Source organism: Entomomonas sp. E7T21 (genome assembly GCF_058693955.1).
The window spans coordinates 3,096,079-3,112,055 of sequence record NZ_CP191672.1 but is presented as its reverse complement, the minus strand read 5'-3'; the positions used below and the strand labels follow the sequence as shown (position 1 = coordinate 3,112,055).

Here is a 15,977-nt window from a genome sequence, read left to right as displayed (position 1 = left end):
CCTTTTTTGTTAGTTTTTAGTATTGTGGTGGAGCTTGATTAAACATATTGAGATTTAGGGATCTGGTTATATCTCTTACAATTTGTTGGCCGCGTACACTATTACCTGCTTCATCTAAAGGGGGAGAAAATACAGCAATTGCCATTCTGCCAGGAGCAATAGCTAATATGCCACCTCCAACACCACTTTTACCTGGTAATCCTGTCCAATATAACCAATCACCACTGGTCTCATATAATCCATTCATTGTCATAATAGCTAAAATATGAGCTACTTCTTCTTCAGTTAATAAACGTTTTTTAGTAATAGGGTTTATACCATTATTGGCTAACACAGAACCCATTACTGCAAGATCACGAGCTGTTATATTAATTGAACACGCTTTTGTATAAACATCTGTGGTGGTGAAAGGATCATCATAGAGTCTGTCATATGATTGAAGTAATACTGCGATAGCTTGGTTGTGTTGATTAGTAGCAGCTTCTGATTCATAAACCTCTTTATTTAAAGATAGTCTATGGCCTGCGAAATCGGACATAATATCAACAATACGTTTATATTTTTCTTCAGCATTATTTCCTTTCACTAAACTAGTAGTAGCTATAGCTCCTGCATTGACTAAAGGATTCATAGCTGCTTTACCTGTTTGGTTTTGCTCAATAGCTAGTACAGAGTTAAAAGGTAATCCTGTTGGATTGGTACCAATTTTATCAAACACTTCTTTAGCATTATGATCTTTCATAGCTAAGGCAAGTGTAAAAACTTTTGAAATAGATTCAATGGCAAAAGGTGTTTTATAATCTCCTATATTAATAGCAGTACCATCGGCAGTTACTATACTAACACCTAATAATTTTGGATCAACTTTAGCTAAAGCTGGAATATAGTCAGCATTTTTACCTTCATTATTTTGCTGAGCACGACTATAAGCAATTTGTGCTGCTGTATGGATAGAAGTTTCCGAAACGCGTGCATAGCCAATAGATGTAATAGCTAGATTACTAGTGATTAGAAGGGTGTAGCATATTCCTTTAAAAAATTTGATAGACATAAAAATTCTCTATATTAAATAAGGTGATTTTAGTGTTTTTGTTTGGGTACAATACAATCAATGAAGTTTTACAAAACTTAAAGAGTCTTATATGTTAAAACACTTTATCGCATTTCTAGTATTCAGTTGTATTAGTGTAACAAATACTTATGCAGAAACTAAAGTTATTCATGTTTTAGTTGCATTATGTGATAATAAATATCAAGGTATTGTCCCTGTTCCTACTGCTATTGGCAATGGACAAGATCCTCGTAATAATCTTTATTGGGGAGCGGGTTTTGGTCTGAAAACTTATTTTAATAAACAAAAAGATTGGCAATTGATTAGTAGTGAGAAAAATAATCAATCAATTATTTTGGAGCGATTAATTTATAAAAATAAGCAAAAAGATATTTATTTAGTAGCAGATGCGTATGATGGCCAATATATTAGAAATACTATACAGGATTTTTTAAATTACAGTGCTGGTTTGAACGACTTGACTATAACTATAAATAATAAAAAAATAGTGGTTGGAGGTAAAGCAAATCTAGTTATTTATGTAGGACATAATGGTTTAATGGATTGGTCATTATCTAGTATATTTTATCCACCCAGTTCTCCTGTTATATCACAACAACAAAGAAAACTGCAAAGTGATAGAACAGCGGCTGTGTTTGCCTGCAAAAGCCAACAATATTTTTCTAAGCCTCTTGAGGAAACAGGCATATCTCCAGTAATTCTAACTACACACTATATGGCGCCTGAAGGATATGTAGTTTATGCTTTAGTGGATGGCTATGTTAATAATCTATCAAAGCAACAGATTCATGAAAATGTAGCCAAAGCTTACAGTAAATACCAAAAATTAAAGCAGCCAGCTAGAAAATTATTTACTACAGAATATCAATAAATTTATTCTTGCTATGGCAAAAATACTTTCATAGGAAATCTCTGTAATCTTCTATCATTAGCGTAGTTATGAGTAAAGAAGATGAGATTAATTAACAGCAGACAAGCATGGCATGATGCTTATTATCCCAATATAAAATCCACAACATCATTTGGTTTAGATTCATTACAATTAGGGATTGTAGTAGAGCGGCCTTTAAAACATCATAATACTTATCAAATAATTCATCAATGGTTGGCAGGTAAGGTACAGCATTGCATAGATGTATTACCAATTCCTTTACAGTGTTTTGGTCATTACCTCTATTCACCAATAGCAACTGCATATGATTTAGATGTGGCGCATGAGTTAGTGTGGAGTATTTTGGCTAAACAAATTGCTCAAAGCCATCTTAATAAAGAAAATCAACAAAAAGCTTATTGGTTAGTAAGAGCTGCTTTGAAAAGTTACCAAACTTTAGTGGTTAATAAAAAGGATTATTTAAAAAAACCACAAAAAATTATTAAATTTATCAAAGATAATTACCAAGTTGAATTGCAATATTCAGACTGGAAAAAAGTTTGGCAACCACTTTATAACAACATGCTTTTTATCTGTAATGAGTTAGATAAACAAGCACTCATACCAATTAGCAGCTTAATAAAACAGTTTAAAGAAACAAATTAAGTTCTTTCTAAAAAATATCATTATCTAATTATTTATGGAGTAAAAAATGCCTGATAAAGACCCAAGTTTTTGGCAAAATTTATATATTTCAATTACTACAAGTCCTATATGGCAAGGCTCAATTCTTGCCACAATTATTGCAGCTTTAAGAGTACTTTATGATGATCAAGAAACAAAAATGATCAGCGTAATATTAGAAGCCTTACTTTGTGGCTCATTAGCACTTTGTGTTAGTAGTATTGTGGAAATGTTAAGCCTTCCTACAAGTGCAACTGTGACTATTGGTGGCGCTATAGGATTTGTAGGTGTAACAACATTGAGAGATAAACTTTTAAAGATTATTAATCGAAAAATGGATAAGGAGGAGAAAGATAAATAGTGTAATTATTTTGAGGCTTACTTATTGATGATAGACGCCTATTAGGCGTTTTTTTATGGTTGTTAGAAATTTTTTAAATAAAAATAGTTTTTAACTAAAAGAAAATTTAATTATTTAGTAGGAATAAATTATATGAAAATTAAAAGATATTTATTTTCATTACTAGTAATGTTGATGTTCGTTAATATCAATATTAGTGCAACAAGTTATTCGTGGAGCTGGCTTAATTCAGGTCCAAATTATAGCTCACCAGATGAGCTTTGTGCAGATGCTGGAGGAACGCCCAGTTATCCAATAACTGGCCCTGGTGGTTGGTATGGTTGTTGGGGTGTTTGTTATGGTTCTAGTAAGGGACCATGTTTTGTTCGTTGGGGAGATAGTTGTCCAACAGGAACACAATATAATAGTGATCTAGGTAGTTGTGAGAATACAGATAAGCAAGTGCCTGCTCCTGGAGTTGCAGGTGAACCACAATCAGATGACTGTCCAAATGGAAGAAATGATAATACAGGGCATTGTAATCCTGAGCCCGATATGTGTGAGTTTGTAGGTAACCCTATACTAATAGCAACTGGGCAAAAAGTAGAGTTTGAGGAAGATTTAAGTATTAATGGTTCAGCATTATCTTTCAAAAGAAACTATTGGAGTAGTAGAAGAAATGTTAGTAATGTAGGTTTAGGTTGGCAGTTTAATTGGCGTATGTATATTCAGAAGCTAACCTATAAAAATCAAGTTAAGCTTTATAGAGATGATGGTTCAGGCTATATCTTTACACCTAAAGAAAATGGCGCATGGGAAGGAACGGTTGGTACTAATTTAAGTTTAACTTCTCTACCTAATAACAATGGTTGGAAAGTAATAACAGCAAATGGCAATGTTGAAATTTACAATAATCAAGGGCAATTGATTAACTATAGTAAGAATGGTTATCCAACTATCAACTTTACTTATAATACGATAGGTCAGTTGATAACTTTATTAGAAGACAATACTGCTAGAACACTGACTTTAACCTATAACACTAAAGGTTTAATTACCAAAGTGGCAAGTAATGTAGGTTTATCAGTAACTTTTAGTTATGATACTCAAAATCGTTTAGTTTCTAGAGTAAAGAATGCTAAAACCAAGAAGTATCACTATGAAAATACACAATTTCCTAATGCTTTAACAGGTATTACTGATGAGCGTAATATACGTTATGTTACATGGATGTATAATGATAAAGGGCAAGCTATTAGCAGTGAAAATATAGGAGGTGCTAATAAATATCAATTGGAATTTTTAGATAGTAATCGTACTCAAGTAACTAACCCTTTAGGTAAGCAAACTATCTATCACTTTGGCAATTTTTTAAATAAGAGAAAAATAACAAAGGTGGAAGGGATTGCTATGAATTCTTGTGTTGCAAGTAATTCAGCGTATTATTATGACTATCAAGGATTATTAACCAGTAAAACTGATGAAAATGGTGCTACTACATCTTATAAATATAATGATCGTGGCTTTGAAACAGAGCGTAAACTTGTCGGTTCAGGTTTGAATTATACCGTTTATACGAAGTGGCATGATATATTACCATTACCTGTAGAAGTTAATCACAATGGACAAAAACAAGCCTACCAATATGATGAAGATGGAAGATTAGTTGAATTTACTGATGGCTTTAAAGATTTCAGTCATATAGGACAAGGCTATGATGTTGCATTATTGCAGTTTGATAATTTTTCTGATGCAGCAGGTAATATATGGACGCCAGTAAATAATCCACAAATAGTACAAGATGACGAAGCTATTGCAAATAATACCCTATACCTTGATGGAAATGCTTACCTAACAACCAATAATAATGGCGTGTTTGACTTTGGTCGAGAGGATTTTACTATTGAAATGTGGGTAAAACCAGAGGCTAAAACGGATTATTCTGCTACTTTATTAGATGGTACTTTTAGGCAAGGAAATGGATCCTCATTTTCAACTTATATCACTACTCAAGGATATGTCTATTGGCAAGGTTACAATCATGGTACTAATGAAATGGTTTATTTTAGAGCCAGTAAAAAAATATTGGATAATCAATGGCACCATATTGCCTATAGTAGAGAAAATGGAGTTTTAAGAATATTTATTGATGGTCAATTATTAAATTATCAAACAGATAAAAATAATTATCTATTAGATGAAAAAGTAATTGTTGCTATTGGAGCAAGTGCTAGTGAGCGAGAATATCAATATAATTACAAAGGTAAGATTGATCAATTACGTGTTACTAAAAAAGCCTTATATACAAAAAACTTTACTCCAAGTCACGAGCCCTACCTTTTTAATGGTAGTCCTACGGAGTAAACATTAATTTAATAACTAAATTTTAATTTTTTAAATAAGACAAAAAGTATCAAGAGCATGATATAAAAATTATGCACTAAGGGGTGCTTTTGTCTTTTAAATAGTCAAAGGAACTACAATGAAAAAACAAGTGATACCGATGCTGCTTGCATTAGCAGTATCTACAATTCATGCAGAGCAAACAATAAAGTATACCTATAATAATATGGGGCAAATAACGAGTATTGATGGATCACGCTATGATGTGGAAGATATTACACATTATAACTATAACAATGATGGACAATTAACAAGTATTGTAAACCCATTAGGTCATACTGTTACTTATAGTAATTTTGATAACTATGGAAATCCTCAAACGATAACCGACGAAAATGCTATTATTAGTACACTAACCTATACAACGCAAGGATGGCTAGCCAGTATTACAACGGCTGAATCAACAACACGTTTTACCTATGATGAAATAGGTCAAATAACGAAAGTAACCTTTCCTGATAATAGTGTACTAAGCTATACGTGGGATGAGGCTAAGCGATTAACTTCCATTAAAAATAATCTTAATGACAGTATTAATTATACTTATGACGCAATGGGTAATCGTACCGAAGAAATAGTTAAAAAAGGTACCACTATTACCTATCAATTAAAACGTCAATTTGATGAGTTAGGGCGTGTATTAGCTTTAGTAGGATCAACTAATCAAGCCTATCAATACTCTTATGGTACTCATAGCAAACCTTTATCAGAAACAGATCCAAAAGGTACTCAAATTACCCACAGTTATAATGCAGATAACTATTTAACTCGAGATTATTATGGTAAATACTATAATTATCATGATCGTGATGTACATGGTAATGTGACTATAGAAAAAGATTTTGGGAATAGTAGTACTTGGTTTGCTTACAGTGACCTTAATCAGGTGGTTGAAGAACAAAGTAGTGCAACTGGTACCACAACAAATAGATACGATAAAGCAGGTAACTTAGTAAAAGAAACTAATGCTAGAGGTCATATTACTCAATATAGTTATGATGGACTTAATCGCTTAATCAACCAAGTTTATCCTAATAAGCCTGAATTAAATATAGAATATATTTATGATCAACCTGTGACAGGTTTTTATAATATAGGTTATTTAACCTCGATTAATGATAGTAGTGGTACTACAGAATATAACTACAATAATTTAGGATTAGTTGCTCAGGAAAAAAGGCAATTAAAACTAGATGGCGAGTTATTAGGCGATCAACAAGTTATTAACTACACTTATGATAAAGCAGGTCGTGTATTAACAACAGATTATGGTCTAGCTACCCTAAGATATACGAGAAATATAGGAGGGCAAATTACTGCCATTACATTGGTTCAAAATGGTAGAACACTTACCTTAGTTAACCACATTACCTACCAACCTTTCCAACAAGGTATTACTGGATTAACATGGGAAAATGGTTTAATGCTAAGCCGTAGTTATGACTTAGATGGTCAACTCACCCAACAAACCATAGGTACAGTTACTACTAATTATCAATATGATGTTAATGGCAATATAACCCAAATAGTCGATAGCCAATTTGGTACTACCAATTATGAATATAATGAATTCAATCGACTTACCAAAGAGCAAGGAGAGTCAACTATCACCTATAGTTACGACATTGTGGGTAATCGAACTACACGTCAGAGTGATCAAGGTCTACAACAAGCAACTTATGCTGGAGGAAATGTCCTTTCTGGTATCAATGGTACTTACTATAAGAAAGACATTATAAATAATATAACATCCTTTAAAGACAACACAAAAACCTATGAGTATGATGAAAGCAATCGTTTTTCAAAAGTGATAAAAACAGAAAATAATGTACAAACGACGTTAGCTCGTTATATTCATAATGCTTATGGTGAGCGTACTATTAAAGTTAAGGAAGATGGCAGTATTAGTACATTTATGTATAACGATATTGGTCAGCTAATTAGTGAAACACAATATAATGCCAACAAGGAAAAAGTAAAAGAAATCTACTGGGCATGGTTAGATACAATGCCAATTGCCCAAATAGAAGTTCCTTTTACGAATGGTGTAGCAAGTGCGCAAACAGTCTACTATATTCATAGTGACCATTTAGATACCCCAAGATGGGCAACTAACCAAAATGGACAAAAAGTTTGGAGTTGGCAAAGTGATGCTTATGGTACTACAATGGCAAATGAAGACCCGTTAGGTACAGGAGTCAATACCACTATTCCATTGCGTTTTGCTGGTCAGTATTTTGACTCAGAAACAGGTTTCCACTATAACTATTTTAGAACCTATATTCCTGATTTGGGTAGATATAGTCAGAGTGATCCTATAGGGCTTGAGGGGGGGTGGAATACTTTTCTTTATGTTGAAGGGAATCCAATATCATATAATGACCCTTATGGGTTAGCTATTCCTTTGCCAGGTGATTCGACACAACATGCCAAAATAAAAGCTTATATGGCTAGAGGTGATGTGAAAGGGTTAAAAAACTTACTAGATTCTTTGGATCCAAAGAATGCAAGAATCGTAAATGAGTTTATAAAAAAAATGGAGTCTAATGCTTCAAAATGGATACAAGAAAAATGCAAAGGAAGTATTCGAGGAAAATTTCCTGAAGAGTTTTTGAACAGTAATATTAAAGACATCTGGAAATTATCTCAGCAAGGTAATGAAAGATGTTTACTAGCTTCATAAATAATAGAAAAAAGTTTCATAATTGCGGGATATTATAATTATTATTGGTATATAGTGGGATTAAAATTGTAAAAGGTTTTCAAATAGTGAAAAAATAAAGGGCAAGTTTTAAAGTAAACAATTTAACCTTAAAAATTAAAATAAATATTTTAAAGTTTAAACATTACTTGCCCATTTTGATCTATTTCCCTTTTTTTAGCTTCTTTTAATTTTTGGTTCATCCATTTATAAAGAGTGCTTTCGGAAATGTTATGCCGTCTTAATAATTCCGTTTTATTATAGCCTGTATATTCAGAGATTACTTGCTCTTTTAACCGCTCAAAGTATAAACGCGGTTTAGCTGGAAAATTTAAATTTTGCCCTCTCCATTCTTCGTGAAGTTTGAGCGCTATTTCTTCGGCTGCTTTTTCTGGTTCATTAATATTATTGGCTATCAAGTGGCGCGTTAAGCCGTCTATTAAATCTTCAAAAAAACCGTTTCTACGCTTGGCTTGTTCTGATACATGATATTCCATACTAACCCCCAATCTTTAATTGGCTTATAAGCTGGTGTGCTTGTTCTTCATTAATTAGACCTAGCCGCAGATCGGAATAAATTGCGGCTATTTTTTCGTTTTTTTCTTCTTGTGTACTGGTTACCTTTTTAGCTGCTTTAGGTATTAATAGTTGTGCTTGTTTAGGATCGCTGGCGATACCCCACACTATAGCCCTTAAATAGTTATGGTTTTTAAGCGGTAAGGTTAAGCTGCTATATTGCTCTGTTACTTGTTCTAACCCTGCTAGCCACATTTCCATAGTTGCTGGCTTTGTTTCATTGGTTCGAGCGTCATTAGTTACAGTACCAGCCTTAATAAGTATTATTAAACTATCCAATAACTTAATAGCTTTACTATTTTTTAAAGCACTTTTTGCAGGGCTAAACAGCCTTAAATAGAGTAAAGCAGCCTTTGCTAGTGCTGGTTGCAATTCACCAGTTAAAGCTGCTAGCTTTTTTCCGTCAACTTCTACAAAACCAGCTTCAAGAGGAAAAGTAGCAGCACAGCAGGGGCATTGAATCTGTATCATTTATTCACCAAAGAACTATTAACAGTTTCACCAAACATTAAAGTAAGCAGTTTTTTTGCGTCATCTATAATTTTGCTTTGATTAGAAGATGACATAATAGAAGCACATAAAAGTATTGAATGATAATCTACTAATACACAACAATAGTATTTTGATAATCTACGGCTAGAAATTTTGTTTTTTATAAGCTGCCTTAGTTGCTCATTATTAAGCGTTGATATAGCTACCTTACTCATAAGCTACGCCCCTCTAAATTACTTAAAGTATTAATAACATCTTCAAATTTTTGTTTGCGCTCTACCCATTCGCCACCCTTGGTATAACTTAAAAAACGTGCTTTTTCTTCATTAGAAATATTATGTTTTTGGCATAGGTCATTAATTATGTTGTGGTAGTAGTCTTTTTGTTGCTTATAGTAAAGGGCTGCAACAATATCATGCAATTGTTGCTCTTTTTTAATCCATGCTACTTTATCAACTTTAAACATGCGCTTTGCCATGCTATCGGCATAATTCCAATCTAGTTTCATGTCAGCTAGTAATGCTTCTAGTTTTTGCATGATAGCTGGCTGATTATCAAAGTTATGTGGTTTACCTTTGGCCTTGTTAGGTTTTTTAGGCTTCCAGCCTTTAGCTATAAATTCATCTATTACCCTTTCAGCTTGTACAATAGTTAAATCTTTAGATGATGTAACACCAAAGCGCTTAAGCATTAGCCTATAAGCGTCTTCTGGTATGTTTAATTGCTGTTTAGCAATATGAATTTTAGCTATTTGAGATTGTCTAGCCATAACACAATACCTGCTAAGGAAATTTAGTTGGAGTTAAAGAGTTAATTTTTTGCCTTAGTTCATCATTTAATGCTTTTAAAGACATAAAAGCGTTAGTTTTTAGGTTTCCTAAAACATTTTTTAATTCTGGGCATTCTGTTTTAATTATGTATTCAGCATGTGCAATACCACAGTCTAAAGACGTTTGTATATCTCTTAATAAAATAGCTAGTTGTTCATTTGTCATAATGCCACCATAGGTAAAGCCCCTATTGCTAGGGGCAATTAGGGTTAATTTAAAGCTTCTTTTAAATCTTTAGTTAAAGTAAATTTAACTGATCTACTAGCAGCTATTTCTACTGGTTCGCGTGTTTTAGGGTTGCGGCCTATACGGGCATTACGCTTAATAGGTTTTAACTTACCTAAGCCATGTAATGTAACAATTACATCTTTTTTTAAGTTTTCTGTAGCTACTTCTGCTAAAGCAGCTAGTACACTTTTAACAGTCGTTTGTGCTTCTTCGGTTTTAGCTGCTACAGCTTCTACTAAGTCTGCATGATTAATAGTCTTAGACATTGTTTAAATCTCCGTTGTATTGTGGTTTTAAGCCGTTTTTGTAGTTGGTCAATAACTGGGCGGCTTTTTCCTCAGTTAATGAATTTAGAAAATCAGTAGCTTTTAATAGATCGGCTTCGTTTGCTTCCTTTGGAAACATGTAAATAGAGGTAGTAAAATTAGCGCCTAGATATTTATACTTAAATTCTATGCGCGTACCATCACTTCTAGTGTTGGCATGGGCTACAATTTCGCCATGCTCTTTAGTTGTAAATACTTTGTTAGCTTCAATCATTGTTCACCCTCGAACATATCTATAGTTTTATCTTCACGTATAGGCGGTATAGGTTCACCTTCTGCAATAAAAGCAGTGCAGATCGGGTGGCCTTGTTCGTTGTATTGCCATTGTTTAGGGTAGTCAGGATCGTCAACCTCATAAATAAACGTATCGCCCAAAATCTCGCATTTTTGGCTATCGTCACATTCATCTATTGATAACCCTTCATTCATGGCAGAATCACGCGCACATTTGCGACACCATTCGCAATGAAACCAGTCGCCCTCATAGCTATTACTAGGTCTATAAAGTTGTATTTTTTTATCGGTCATAATGTCTCCCTTTGCCAGCCACAAGGGTTAATGTTTAGCTGCTTGTCTTTATAGCTGGCTAGCTGCTTAATAGTTCCGCCATTTTTAACAAATAACTCGACTTGGTTAGCAAGCATAGTTCTATCAAAGTCCGCTAGTATTTGCTTTATAGTAGTAACGGGTGTTTTATGCTTTGGCATGAAATACACCTCGCTCTAATTTGCTAGCCTTATCTAGTGCATTGACATAATCAGAAGCAAAGCCAACAACGCGGCCATGCTGGAATAAATGAAAAAAGTTTTTGCCTTTGGCTACTATGGTTACCTTTTCTTTTCTTCTACGTGCAAAAACTAAAGCAATACCAATCAATCGCCAATTAACAATAGCCTTAGTATCTGTTAAAGCCTGTGTTTCTACGTTGTCTAAGTTTGTCATAAGCTTTTTTACCTTCGTGAGTATAAGCTTCTTTAAGCCGTTTACCTTGTTCACAATAGCGGCCGCTTGGTGCATGACAGCAGCCGCCTTTGTTAGCCATTAAGTGATTCATAAAATCATTAAAGGTGGACATTGCTACACCTCTTTTATGATCTCCCCAGTAATAAGACTTTGGCCTGTTTCGGCTGCTATATTCATAGCGGCAATAAGGGTGTTATTAATCACTAGTGGATAATGGTTCGGTTCTGTTTCACCGTAACGGCGGTAGCTAAGTTTTTGCTTAAGTTCATCTATGCCGCTTTGGTCGATCACTTCGGCTAGTTTTTTATTGGCTTTGTTAAAGGTATGGGCTAGATAATCTTCTAAGTAATTAGTTACAGGGGCTAGCTTTTCTATTGTACAGCGCTGGGTTACTTCGCGAATTTCTTTGTTATGCTTACTTAAGGTTAGCAATAGTTCTGGCTGGGCAATAAGTAGCACAGTAAATAGGCTGTTAAATCCGTCTGGGCTTTCCATTTCCAGTATGCGCTTAAAGTGTCTTAGCGTATCATTTGGCAGGCTGTGGGCTTCTTCTATGATAATAACAATTTGATAGCCATTGCTGACAGCCTCAGCCGCTAACGTATGAACTTGTCTAAAACGATCATCTATTGATCTAGGTTTAGCAGCAGTAGGCGCAATAGCAGCCTTAATAGCGTCTATAATTTGGGTTACTTTTAATGACTTTCCTTTTTGGTCGTTGCTTTCCATTCCTATAATATAGGGTTCTACAAAGATAACTTTGTCTTTAGCCCTAGCTACACGGGCTTTTAATGCTTTTTTAAGGGTTGTTTTGCCGCTGCCAGACTCACCAATAACAGCTATAAACTGTGAACATTTAGTCGCTATATATAAATCTTCATAGAGTATTTTTGCTTCTGGCGATAGATAAAGGTCGTCAATACTGCGCGGTTCGTCAAAGGGATTTACTTTTAAATCAAAAGCATTTCCGGCAGCTTTGGTTAAATGCTGTTTTTCAAGTATCATATAATAGTCCTCATTATTTGTAGGTGGGGATATTTCCAATAGTGGCTGGGGGTGGCCGCCCTCAGTCACTACATTAAAAACACTATCATTAGCAGTTATACCTTTTTGAGCTAACCAGCTAATAATGCGTTGCTTAAATTCGGCCTTATCTGTCTTTTTAGGCCATGTATTTAAGTTAATTAATAAAGATACGGCGGTATTACTAACATTAAGATATTGGGCTAAATTCGACTGTTTAAGCCTGTGATCTGCTATGACTTGTTTAAGCTGTAGCATTGTTTTAACCTCCTACCACACTTAAGCGGGGGCGTTGTTTATAGCGTTCTGCTATGGTGTTAAGTTCGTTTTCTGGTGCGCCTTGTGGGTAGTGCTTTTGTAGCCATGCCATGTGTTGTGGCGACCATTCACCCAGTAAGCCTTTAAGCTGTTTAGCCATAGCGGTTAGGGTTAAATTAACTTCTACTACAGTAGGTATAGCTATTGTTGTTTCTAACTCGCTACCCTGTTTAGGTAAGAATGCGGGTAGCTCGGTATCTTTAATGGTTTTAAAGGGGTCAATTGCACCCTTAAAAGGTAGTTGCTTAGCTTTCTTGGCTTGTTCTGCTTCTTCTACACTGTTAGTACCAGTTACTAACTGGTCTAGTTGTTTAATGTTTTGTTGTGCTGGGTTTTCGGCATGTTGTTTGTAGTTAGTACCAATAATGGCGGCGGTATCTGTAAAGCCGTATTGATTTTTATTAACACGCTCTACAACTTGGAAGTACTCGCGGCCATCTTCATTAACTAACACTACTTGGGCGCTGTCATCATCTCGCCAAGGGTTACGGGTAATAAGTAATTTTTCACCTACTAGCACATTAGGTACTTGGCTAACGTCATATTCATGGCCTCTAAATGATACTGTTAGGTATACATTAACTTTACGCTCTAGGGGTTGGCTTATGGCTAATTCGCGGCATATATCTGCACTAGGGGCTAGTCTTAGCTGTTCTTTAGTGATTGTTTGCCAAACACTGTAGCGGCTTTTACCTGTGCGGCTATGGGTTTTAAAGGTGTTGTAGTGGTGCATCCAAACATGCAACAACTTGTTAAGATCGTTTAAGTTACTTGCTGGGCGTAGTTTTAAACCGCTTTCAAAATTACATTCGATTAAATCGTGTGCTTTCTCTACTGAACCTTTAGCCCGTGCATTTTTAACTTTGTTAATAATTAAGGTTATACCAAGCGCCCTGCATAGGTTACGGAACATGGCAGACTTCATAGCTGCTCCGGGGTCTGTCATGATTATTTTAGGTACACCATAAAAGGGGTATTTGCCCCGTTGCTGTATGGCATTAATTAAACAATTGCATAGGCTTTCGGCACTTTCACTGCCTAGCGTGTATTCAGCATAGATAGTGCCTGTGGCATGGTCTGTAATTGCATAACGTTGTAAACGCTTCTTTTCTATGCGTTTAAGGTTTTCTGGCTTGCCGTCGTAGTATTCAGAGGGGTCTATTTTTTCTAGGCCGTTATCATCTAAATAATACTGGGCGCAAATAGAGGCGTCTATTTGCCAAACGTGGTTGGGGTGTTCACTGGCTAAGCGTGTAGCTGGTTCTGGTTGTAATAGCTGTTTAGGGTGTAAGTTATAACCATACAGAGCATTAATAATAGCACTGGTTGAAAGTGGTTTAACTTCGCCTGTTTCTTCGTTAGTAGATACGGCATTAATCATGCCCTCAGCTTGTAAACGTTCTACCGCTAATTCAATACTAGAAAGTTGCTTTTTGTTGTTATTGCGTAGGCTAAGCATTAATAAGGCGGATATGTGTTGCGCGTCAGTGATTGAAAGCGCAAACTTGCCCGCGTCACTACGTTTTTTACGTGTACCTTTATCTACAAACTTTTTAACTAAGTTAATAGCTGTACGGGTTGATTTATTTAATTTTGCTGCTAATCCCTCATAAATAGCCATGTTTTGCCCATGCTTAGCGCTGGCTATCTGTTTAGCTGCTTCTGCAATAAGTTGATTAATAGCAGGGTTATTCATGGCTTACTTACCTTTAAAATAAAAATACAATCCAGCACAACCACTAGCAATAACTAAAATAGCGGTTAAGCTTGCTATTACAAGGTTATTACTGGCTACATACTGGTTTAGAAGAATGACAAGTAACAAAGTAACTAAGGTATTAAATTTAAATTCATTCATTGCAATTATTCCCCTATACCTAACTCGGCTTTTACTAGTTCCTCAGCGTTAGGTGCTTGCCAGTCATTTACAAGGCTTTCGGTTAATTGGTCTGGTAGTCCTAATTGGTTGCTAACAAAATTAACAGCGCGCTTAACAGAAATAACTAAACCTGTCATAGTTGCTTCATGGTCTATGCCTGTTTTGTTTTGATGGTCTTGTAAAGCCTGCATAGCTATTAATAAATTGCCATATATCATGCCCTCTACAGTGGTAGCAGCTACAGTGGCTTCTTGGCGTAGTTCTTCGCCCACTTCTTCTGGTTCTAGGTTAGCTATACGTTTTTTGGTTTTTTCAAGTTCCAGCTTAACCTTGTCTAACTCTTTTCCTTTCTTTTCGGTTACTTTGCTTAAAGCGTCATAGCTGCCCTTGGCTTCTTCAAGGTCTTTAGTAAGGTTTTCTTTATCGTTTTTATGCTTAACAGCCATTTCCTGTAGTAACTCTATTACTTTGTCGCGGTCTTGAGTTTCTATAGCTTGTTTAACTATTTCCTGATCGTCAGCAGGCAAAGCCTTTAATGCTTGGTAATCCCTAGCCCTAAAGCCTATTTGTTCGGCTTGTTGGTATAATTCCTCACCTAATAAATTAAGGTTTTGCGAAAGTTCGGCACAGCGTCTGTAGGATTTATGTAAAAAGACTTGGCAAAATTCCTCTAAATCTGCGACATGTCGCACATTTCCGTCGGCGTCATTATATGGTAAGTCCTTATATTTCTTGCTGTTTTTTATTTCTTCAAACTGTTTAGCTATGGCTAAATCTGAAATTGTCGCATAAAAATGTGATGTTTCAATACGGCCAATAGCTTTGAAAATTTCATAAGAAGCTATTACAGAGTTATCCGCTATAGAAGACTGTACAGCTACTTCTTGTACTATTTCTAGTTCTTGGTTTTCTGTAGTCTCAGCTACAGTAGTCTTGGTTTTCTTAGCCATTTAATAAAGCCCTCGCATTTGCTGTAATTTGGTTATAACGTTGGTTAGTTCTTTGTACTGTTTCTTGTGTTTCTAAAGTATGGGCGTGTGCTATTTCAAGCAGTAGAGAGCTATAGCGGAATCGGTTATCGTCCCATTTCTCAACTAAGCCAGCACTTATAAGGGTATTTAAGGCGCGGGTAATATTGGTAGGTGTTTCCTTTAACTGTGTAGCTAGTTCATTATTAGTAAAACCAGCAATACTTTTTCCGCGCATGGCTTTTAATACTTCTAATGATTTTAAGGCGCTTTTGTTTATGCCTGTTTCTTCAATCATGGCTT

Annotated in this window: 22 protein-coding genes; 5 read left to right on the top strand and 17 right to left on the bottom strand. The window is 35.2% G+C overall.

What is annotated here, in order from left to right:
• Positions 1–16: 16 nt before the first annotated feature.
• Entirely contained in the window at positions 17–1,051 is a 1,035-nt protein-coding gene (gene glsA / locus ACQVD9_RS14840) for a glutaminase A (RefSeq protein WP_264746700.1), read from the bottom strand.
• 91 nt (positions 1,052–1,142) lie between these two features.
• On the opposite strand from glsA, the gene ACQVD9_RS14835 reads away from it, so the two are divergent.
• The 5 genes from ACQVD9_RS14835 (at position 1,143) to ACQVD9_RS14815 (ending at position 8,053) form a co-directional block, all read left to right on the top strand.
• The gene (locus ACQVD9_RS14835; RefSeq protein ID WP_264746699.1) at positions 1,143–1,943 is read left to right on the top strand and encodes a hypothetical protein; all 801 of its coding nucleotides are present in this window, start codon (positions 1,143–1,145) and stop codon (positions 1,941–1,943) included.
• A gap of 81 nt (positions 1,944–2,024) precedes the next feature.
• Positions 2,025–2,609 carry a hypothetical protein gene (locus tag ACQVD9_RS14830; protein WP_264746698.1) on the top strand — a complete coding sequence of 195 codons (585 nt, stop codon included), beginning with the start codon at positions 2,025–2,027 and terminating at the stop codon, positions 2,607–2,609.
• Between the two features lie 46 nt (positions 2,610–2,655).
• Positions 2,656–2,988 (top strand): phage holin, lambda family, encoded by a 333-nt coding sequence (locus ACQVD9_RS14825; protein ID WP_264746697.1) that lies wholly within the window; start codon positions 2,656–2,658, stop codon positions 2,986–2,988.
• Positions 2,989–3,120: 132 nt separating this feature from the next.
• Entirely contained in the window at positions 3,121–5,331 is a 2,211-nt protein-coding gene (locus ACQVD9_RS14820) for a LamG-like jellyroll fold domain-containing protein (protein WP_264746696.1), read from the top strand.
• A 118-nt stretch (positions 5,332–5,449) separates the two neighbouring features.
• Complete coding sequence (locus ACQVD9_RS14815; RefSeq protein WP_264746695.1) at positions 5,450–8,053, top strand: RHS repeat-associated core domain-containing protein; 2,604 nt, start codon at positions 5,450–5,452, stop codon at positions 8,051–8,053.
• A 149-nt stretch (positions 8,054–8,202) separates the two neighbouring features.
• Here ACQVD9_RS14815 and ACQVD9_RS14810 read toward each other — a convergent pair whose 3' ends face one another.
• The 16 genes from ACQVD9_RS14810 to ACQVD9_RS14735 are packed head-to-tail and all read right to left on the bottom strand — an operon-like array spanning position 8,203 to position 15,972.
• A complete protein-coding gene (locus tag ACQVD9_RS14810; protein ID WP_264746694.1) occupies positions 8,203–8,568 on the bottom strand; it encodes a Mor transcription activator family protein in 366 nt (121 codons plus the stop codon).
• Between the two features lies 1 nt (position 8,569).
• Positions 8,570–9,118 carry an HI_1489 N-terminal domain-containing protein gene (locus ACQVD9_RS14805; RefSeq protein WP_264746693.1) on the bottom strand — a complete coding sequence of 183 codons (549 nt, stop codon included), beginning with the start codon at positions 9,116–9,118 and terminating at the stop codon, positions 8,570–8,572.
• Complete coding sequence (locus tag ACQVD9_RS14800; RefSeq protein WP_264746692.1) at positions 9,115–9,354, bottom strand: hypothetical protein; 240 nt, start codon at positions 9,352–9,354, stop codon at positions 9,115–9,117. Before ACQVD9_RS14800 ends, ACQVD9_RS14805 begins: the two co-directional genes overlap by 4 nt.
• On the bottom strand, positions 9,351–9,908 hold the full coding sequence (locus ACQVD9_RS14795) for a gp16 family protein (protein ID WP_264746691.1): 558 nt from the start codon (positions 9,906–9,908) through the stop codon (positions 9,351–9,353). The genes ACQVD9_RS14800 and ACQVD9_RS14795 overlap by 4 nt, the downstream gene beginning before the upstream one ends.
• 13 nt (positions 9,909–9,921) lie before the next feature.
• Positions 9,922–10,134, bottom strand: coding sequence for a hypothetical protein (locus ACQVD9_RS14790; RefSeq protein ID WP_264746690.1), 213 nt, complete (start codon positions 10,132–10,134; stop codon positions 9,922–9,924).
• 44 nt (positions 10,135–10,178) lie between these two features.
• Positions 10,179–10,463, bottom strand: a complete 285-nt coding sequence (locus ACQVD9_RS14785) for an HU family DNA-binding protein (RefSeq protein ID WP_264746689.1) — start codon at positions 10,461–10,463, stop codon at positions 10,179–10,181.
• Entirely contained in the window at positions 10,456–10,737 is a 282-nt protein-coding gene (locus ACQVD9_RS14780; RefSeq protein ID WP_264746688.1) for a hypothetical protein, read from the bottom strand. Before ACQVD9_RS14780 ends, ACQVD9_RS14785 begins: the two co-directional genes overlap by 8 nt.
• The gene (locus ACQVD9_RS14775) at positions 10,734–11,051 is read right to left on the bottom strand and encodes a hypothetical protein (protein WP_264746687.1); all 318 of its coding nucleotides are present in this window, start codon (positions 11,049–11,051) and stop codon (positions 10,734–10,736) included. The genes ACQVD9_RS14780 and ACQVD9_RS14775 overlap by 4 nt, the downstream gene beginning before the upstream one ends.
• The gene (locus ACQVD9_RS14770) at positions 11,048–11,230 is read right to left on the bottom strand and encodes a hypothetical protein (protein ID WP_264746686.1); all 183 of its coding nucleotides are present in this window, start codon (positions 11,228–11,230) and stop codon (positions 11,048–11,050) included. The genes ACQVD9_RS14775 and ACQVD9_RS14770 overlap by 4 nt, the downstream gene beginning before the upstream one ends.
• On the bottom strand, positions 11,217–11,465 hold the full coding sequence (locus ACQVD9_RS14765; RefSeq protein ID WP_264746685.1) for a hypothetical protein: 249 nt from the start codon (positions 11,463–11,465) through the stop codon (positions 11,217–11,219). The genes ACQVD9_RS14770 and ACQVD9_RS14765 overlap by 14 nt, the downstream gene beginning before the upstream one ends.
• Complete coding sequence (locus tag ACQVD9_RS14760) at positions 11,419–11,598, bottom strand: hypothetical protein (RefSeq protein ID WP_264746684.1); 180 nt, start codon at positions 11,596–11,598, stop codon at positions 11,419–11,421. Before ACQVD9_RS14760 ends, ACQVD9_RS14765 begins: the two co-directional genes overlap by 47 nt.
• Positions 11,599–11,600: 2 nt before the next feature.
• A complete protein-coding gene (locus ACQVD9_RS14755; RefSeq protein ID WP_264746683.1) occupies positions 11,601–12,767 on the bottom strand; it encodes an ExeA family protein in 1,167 nt (388 codons plus the stop codon).
• Between the two features lie 4 nt (positions 12,768–12,771).
• A complete protein-coding gene (locus ACQVD9_RS14750; RefSeq protein WP_264746682.1) occupies positions 12,772–14,523 on the bottom strand; it encodes a TnsB C-terminal domain-containing protein in 1,752 nt (583 codons plus the stop codon).
• A 3-nt stretch (positions 14,524–14,526) separates the two neighbouring features.
• Positions 14,527–14,685, bottom strand: a complete 159-nt coding sequence (locus ACQVD9_RS14745; protein WP_264746681.1) for a hypothetical protein — start codon at positions 14,683–14,685, stop codon at positions 14,527–14,529.
• Positions 14,686–14,690: 5 nt separating this feature from the next.
• Positions 14,691–15,656, bottom strand: a complete 966-nt coding sequence (locus tag ACQVD9_RS14740) for a hypothetical protein (RefSeq protein WP_264746680.1) — start codon at positions 15,654–15,656, stop codon at positions 14,691–14,693.
• Entirely contained in the window at positions 15,649–15,972 is a 324-nt protein-coding gene (locus ACQVD9_RS14735) for an IclR family transcriptional regulator (protein WP_264746679.1), read from the bottom strand. The genes ACQVD9_RS14740 and ACQVD9_RS14735 overlap by 8 nt, the downstream gene beginning before the upstream one ends.
• Between the last annotated feature and the right edge of the window lie 5 nt (positions 15,973–15,977).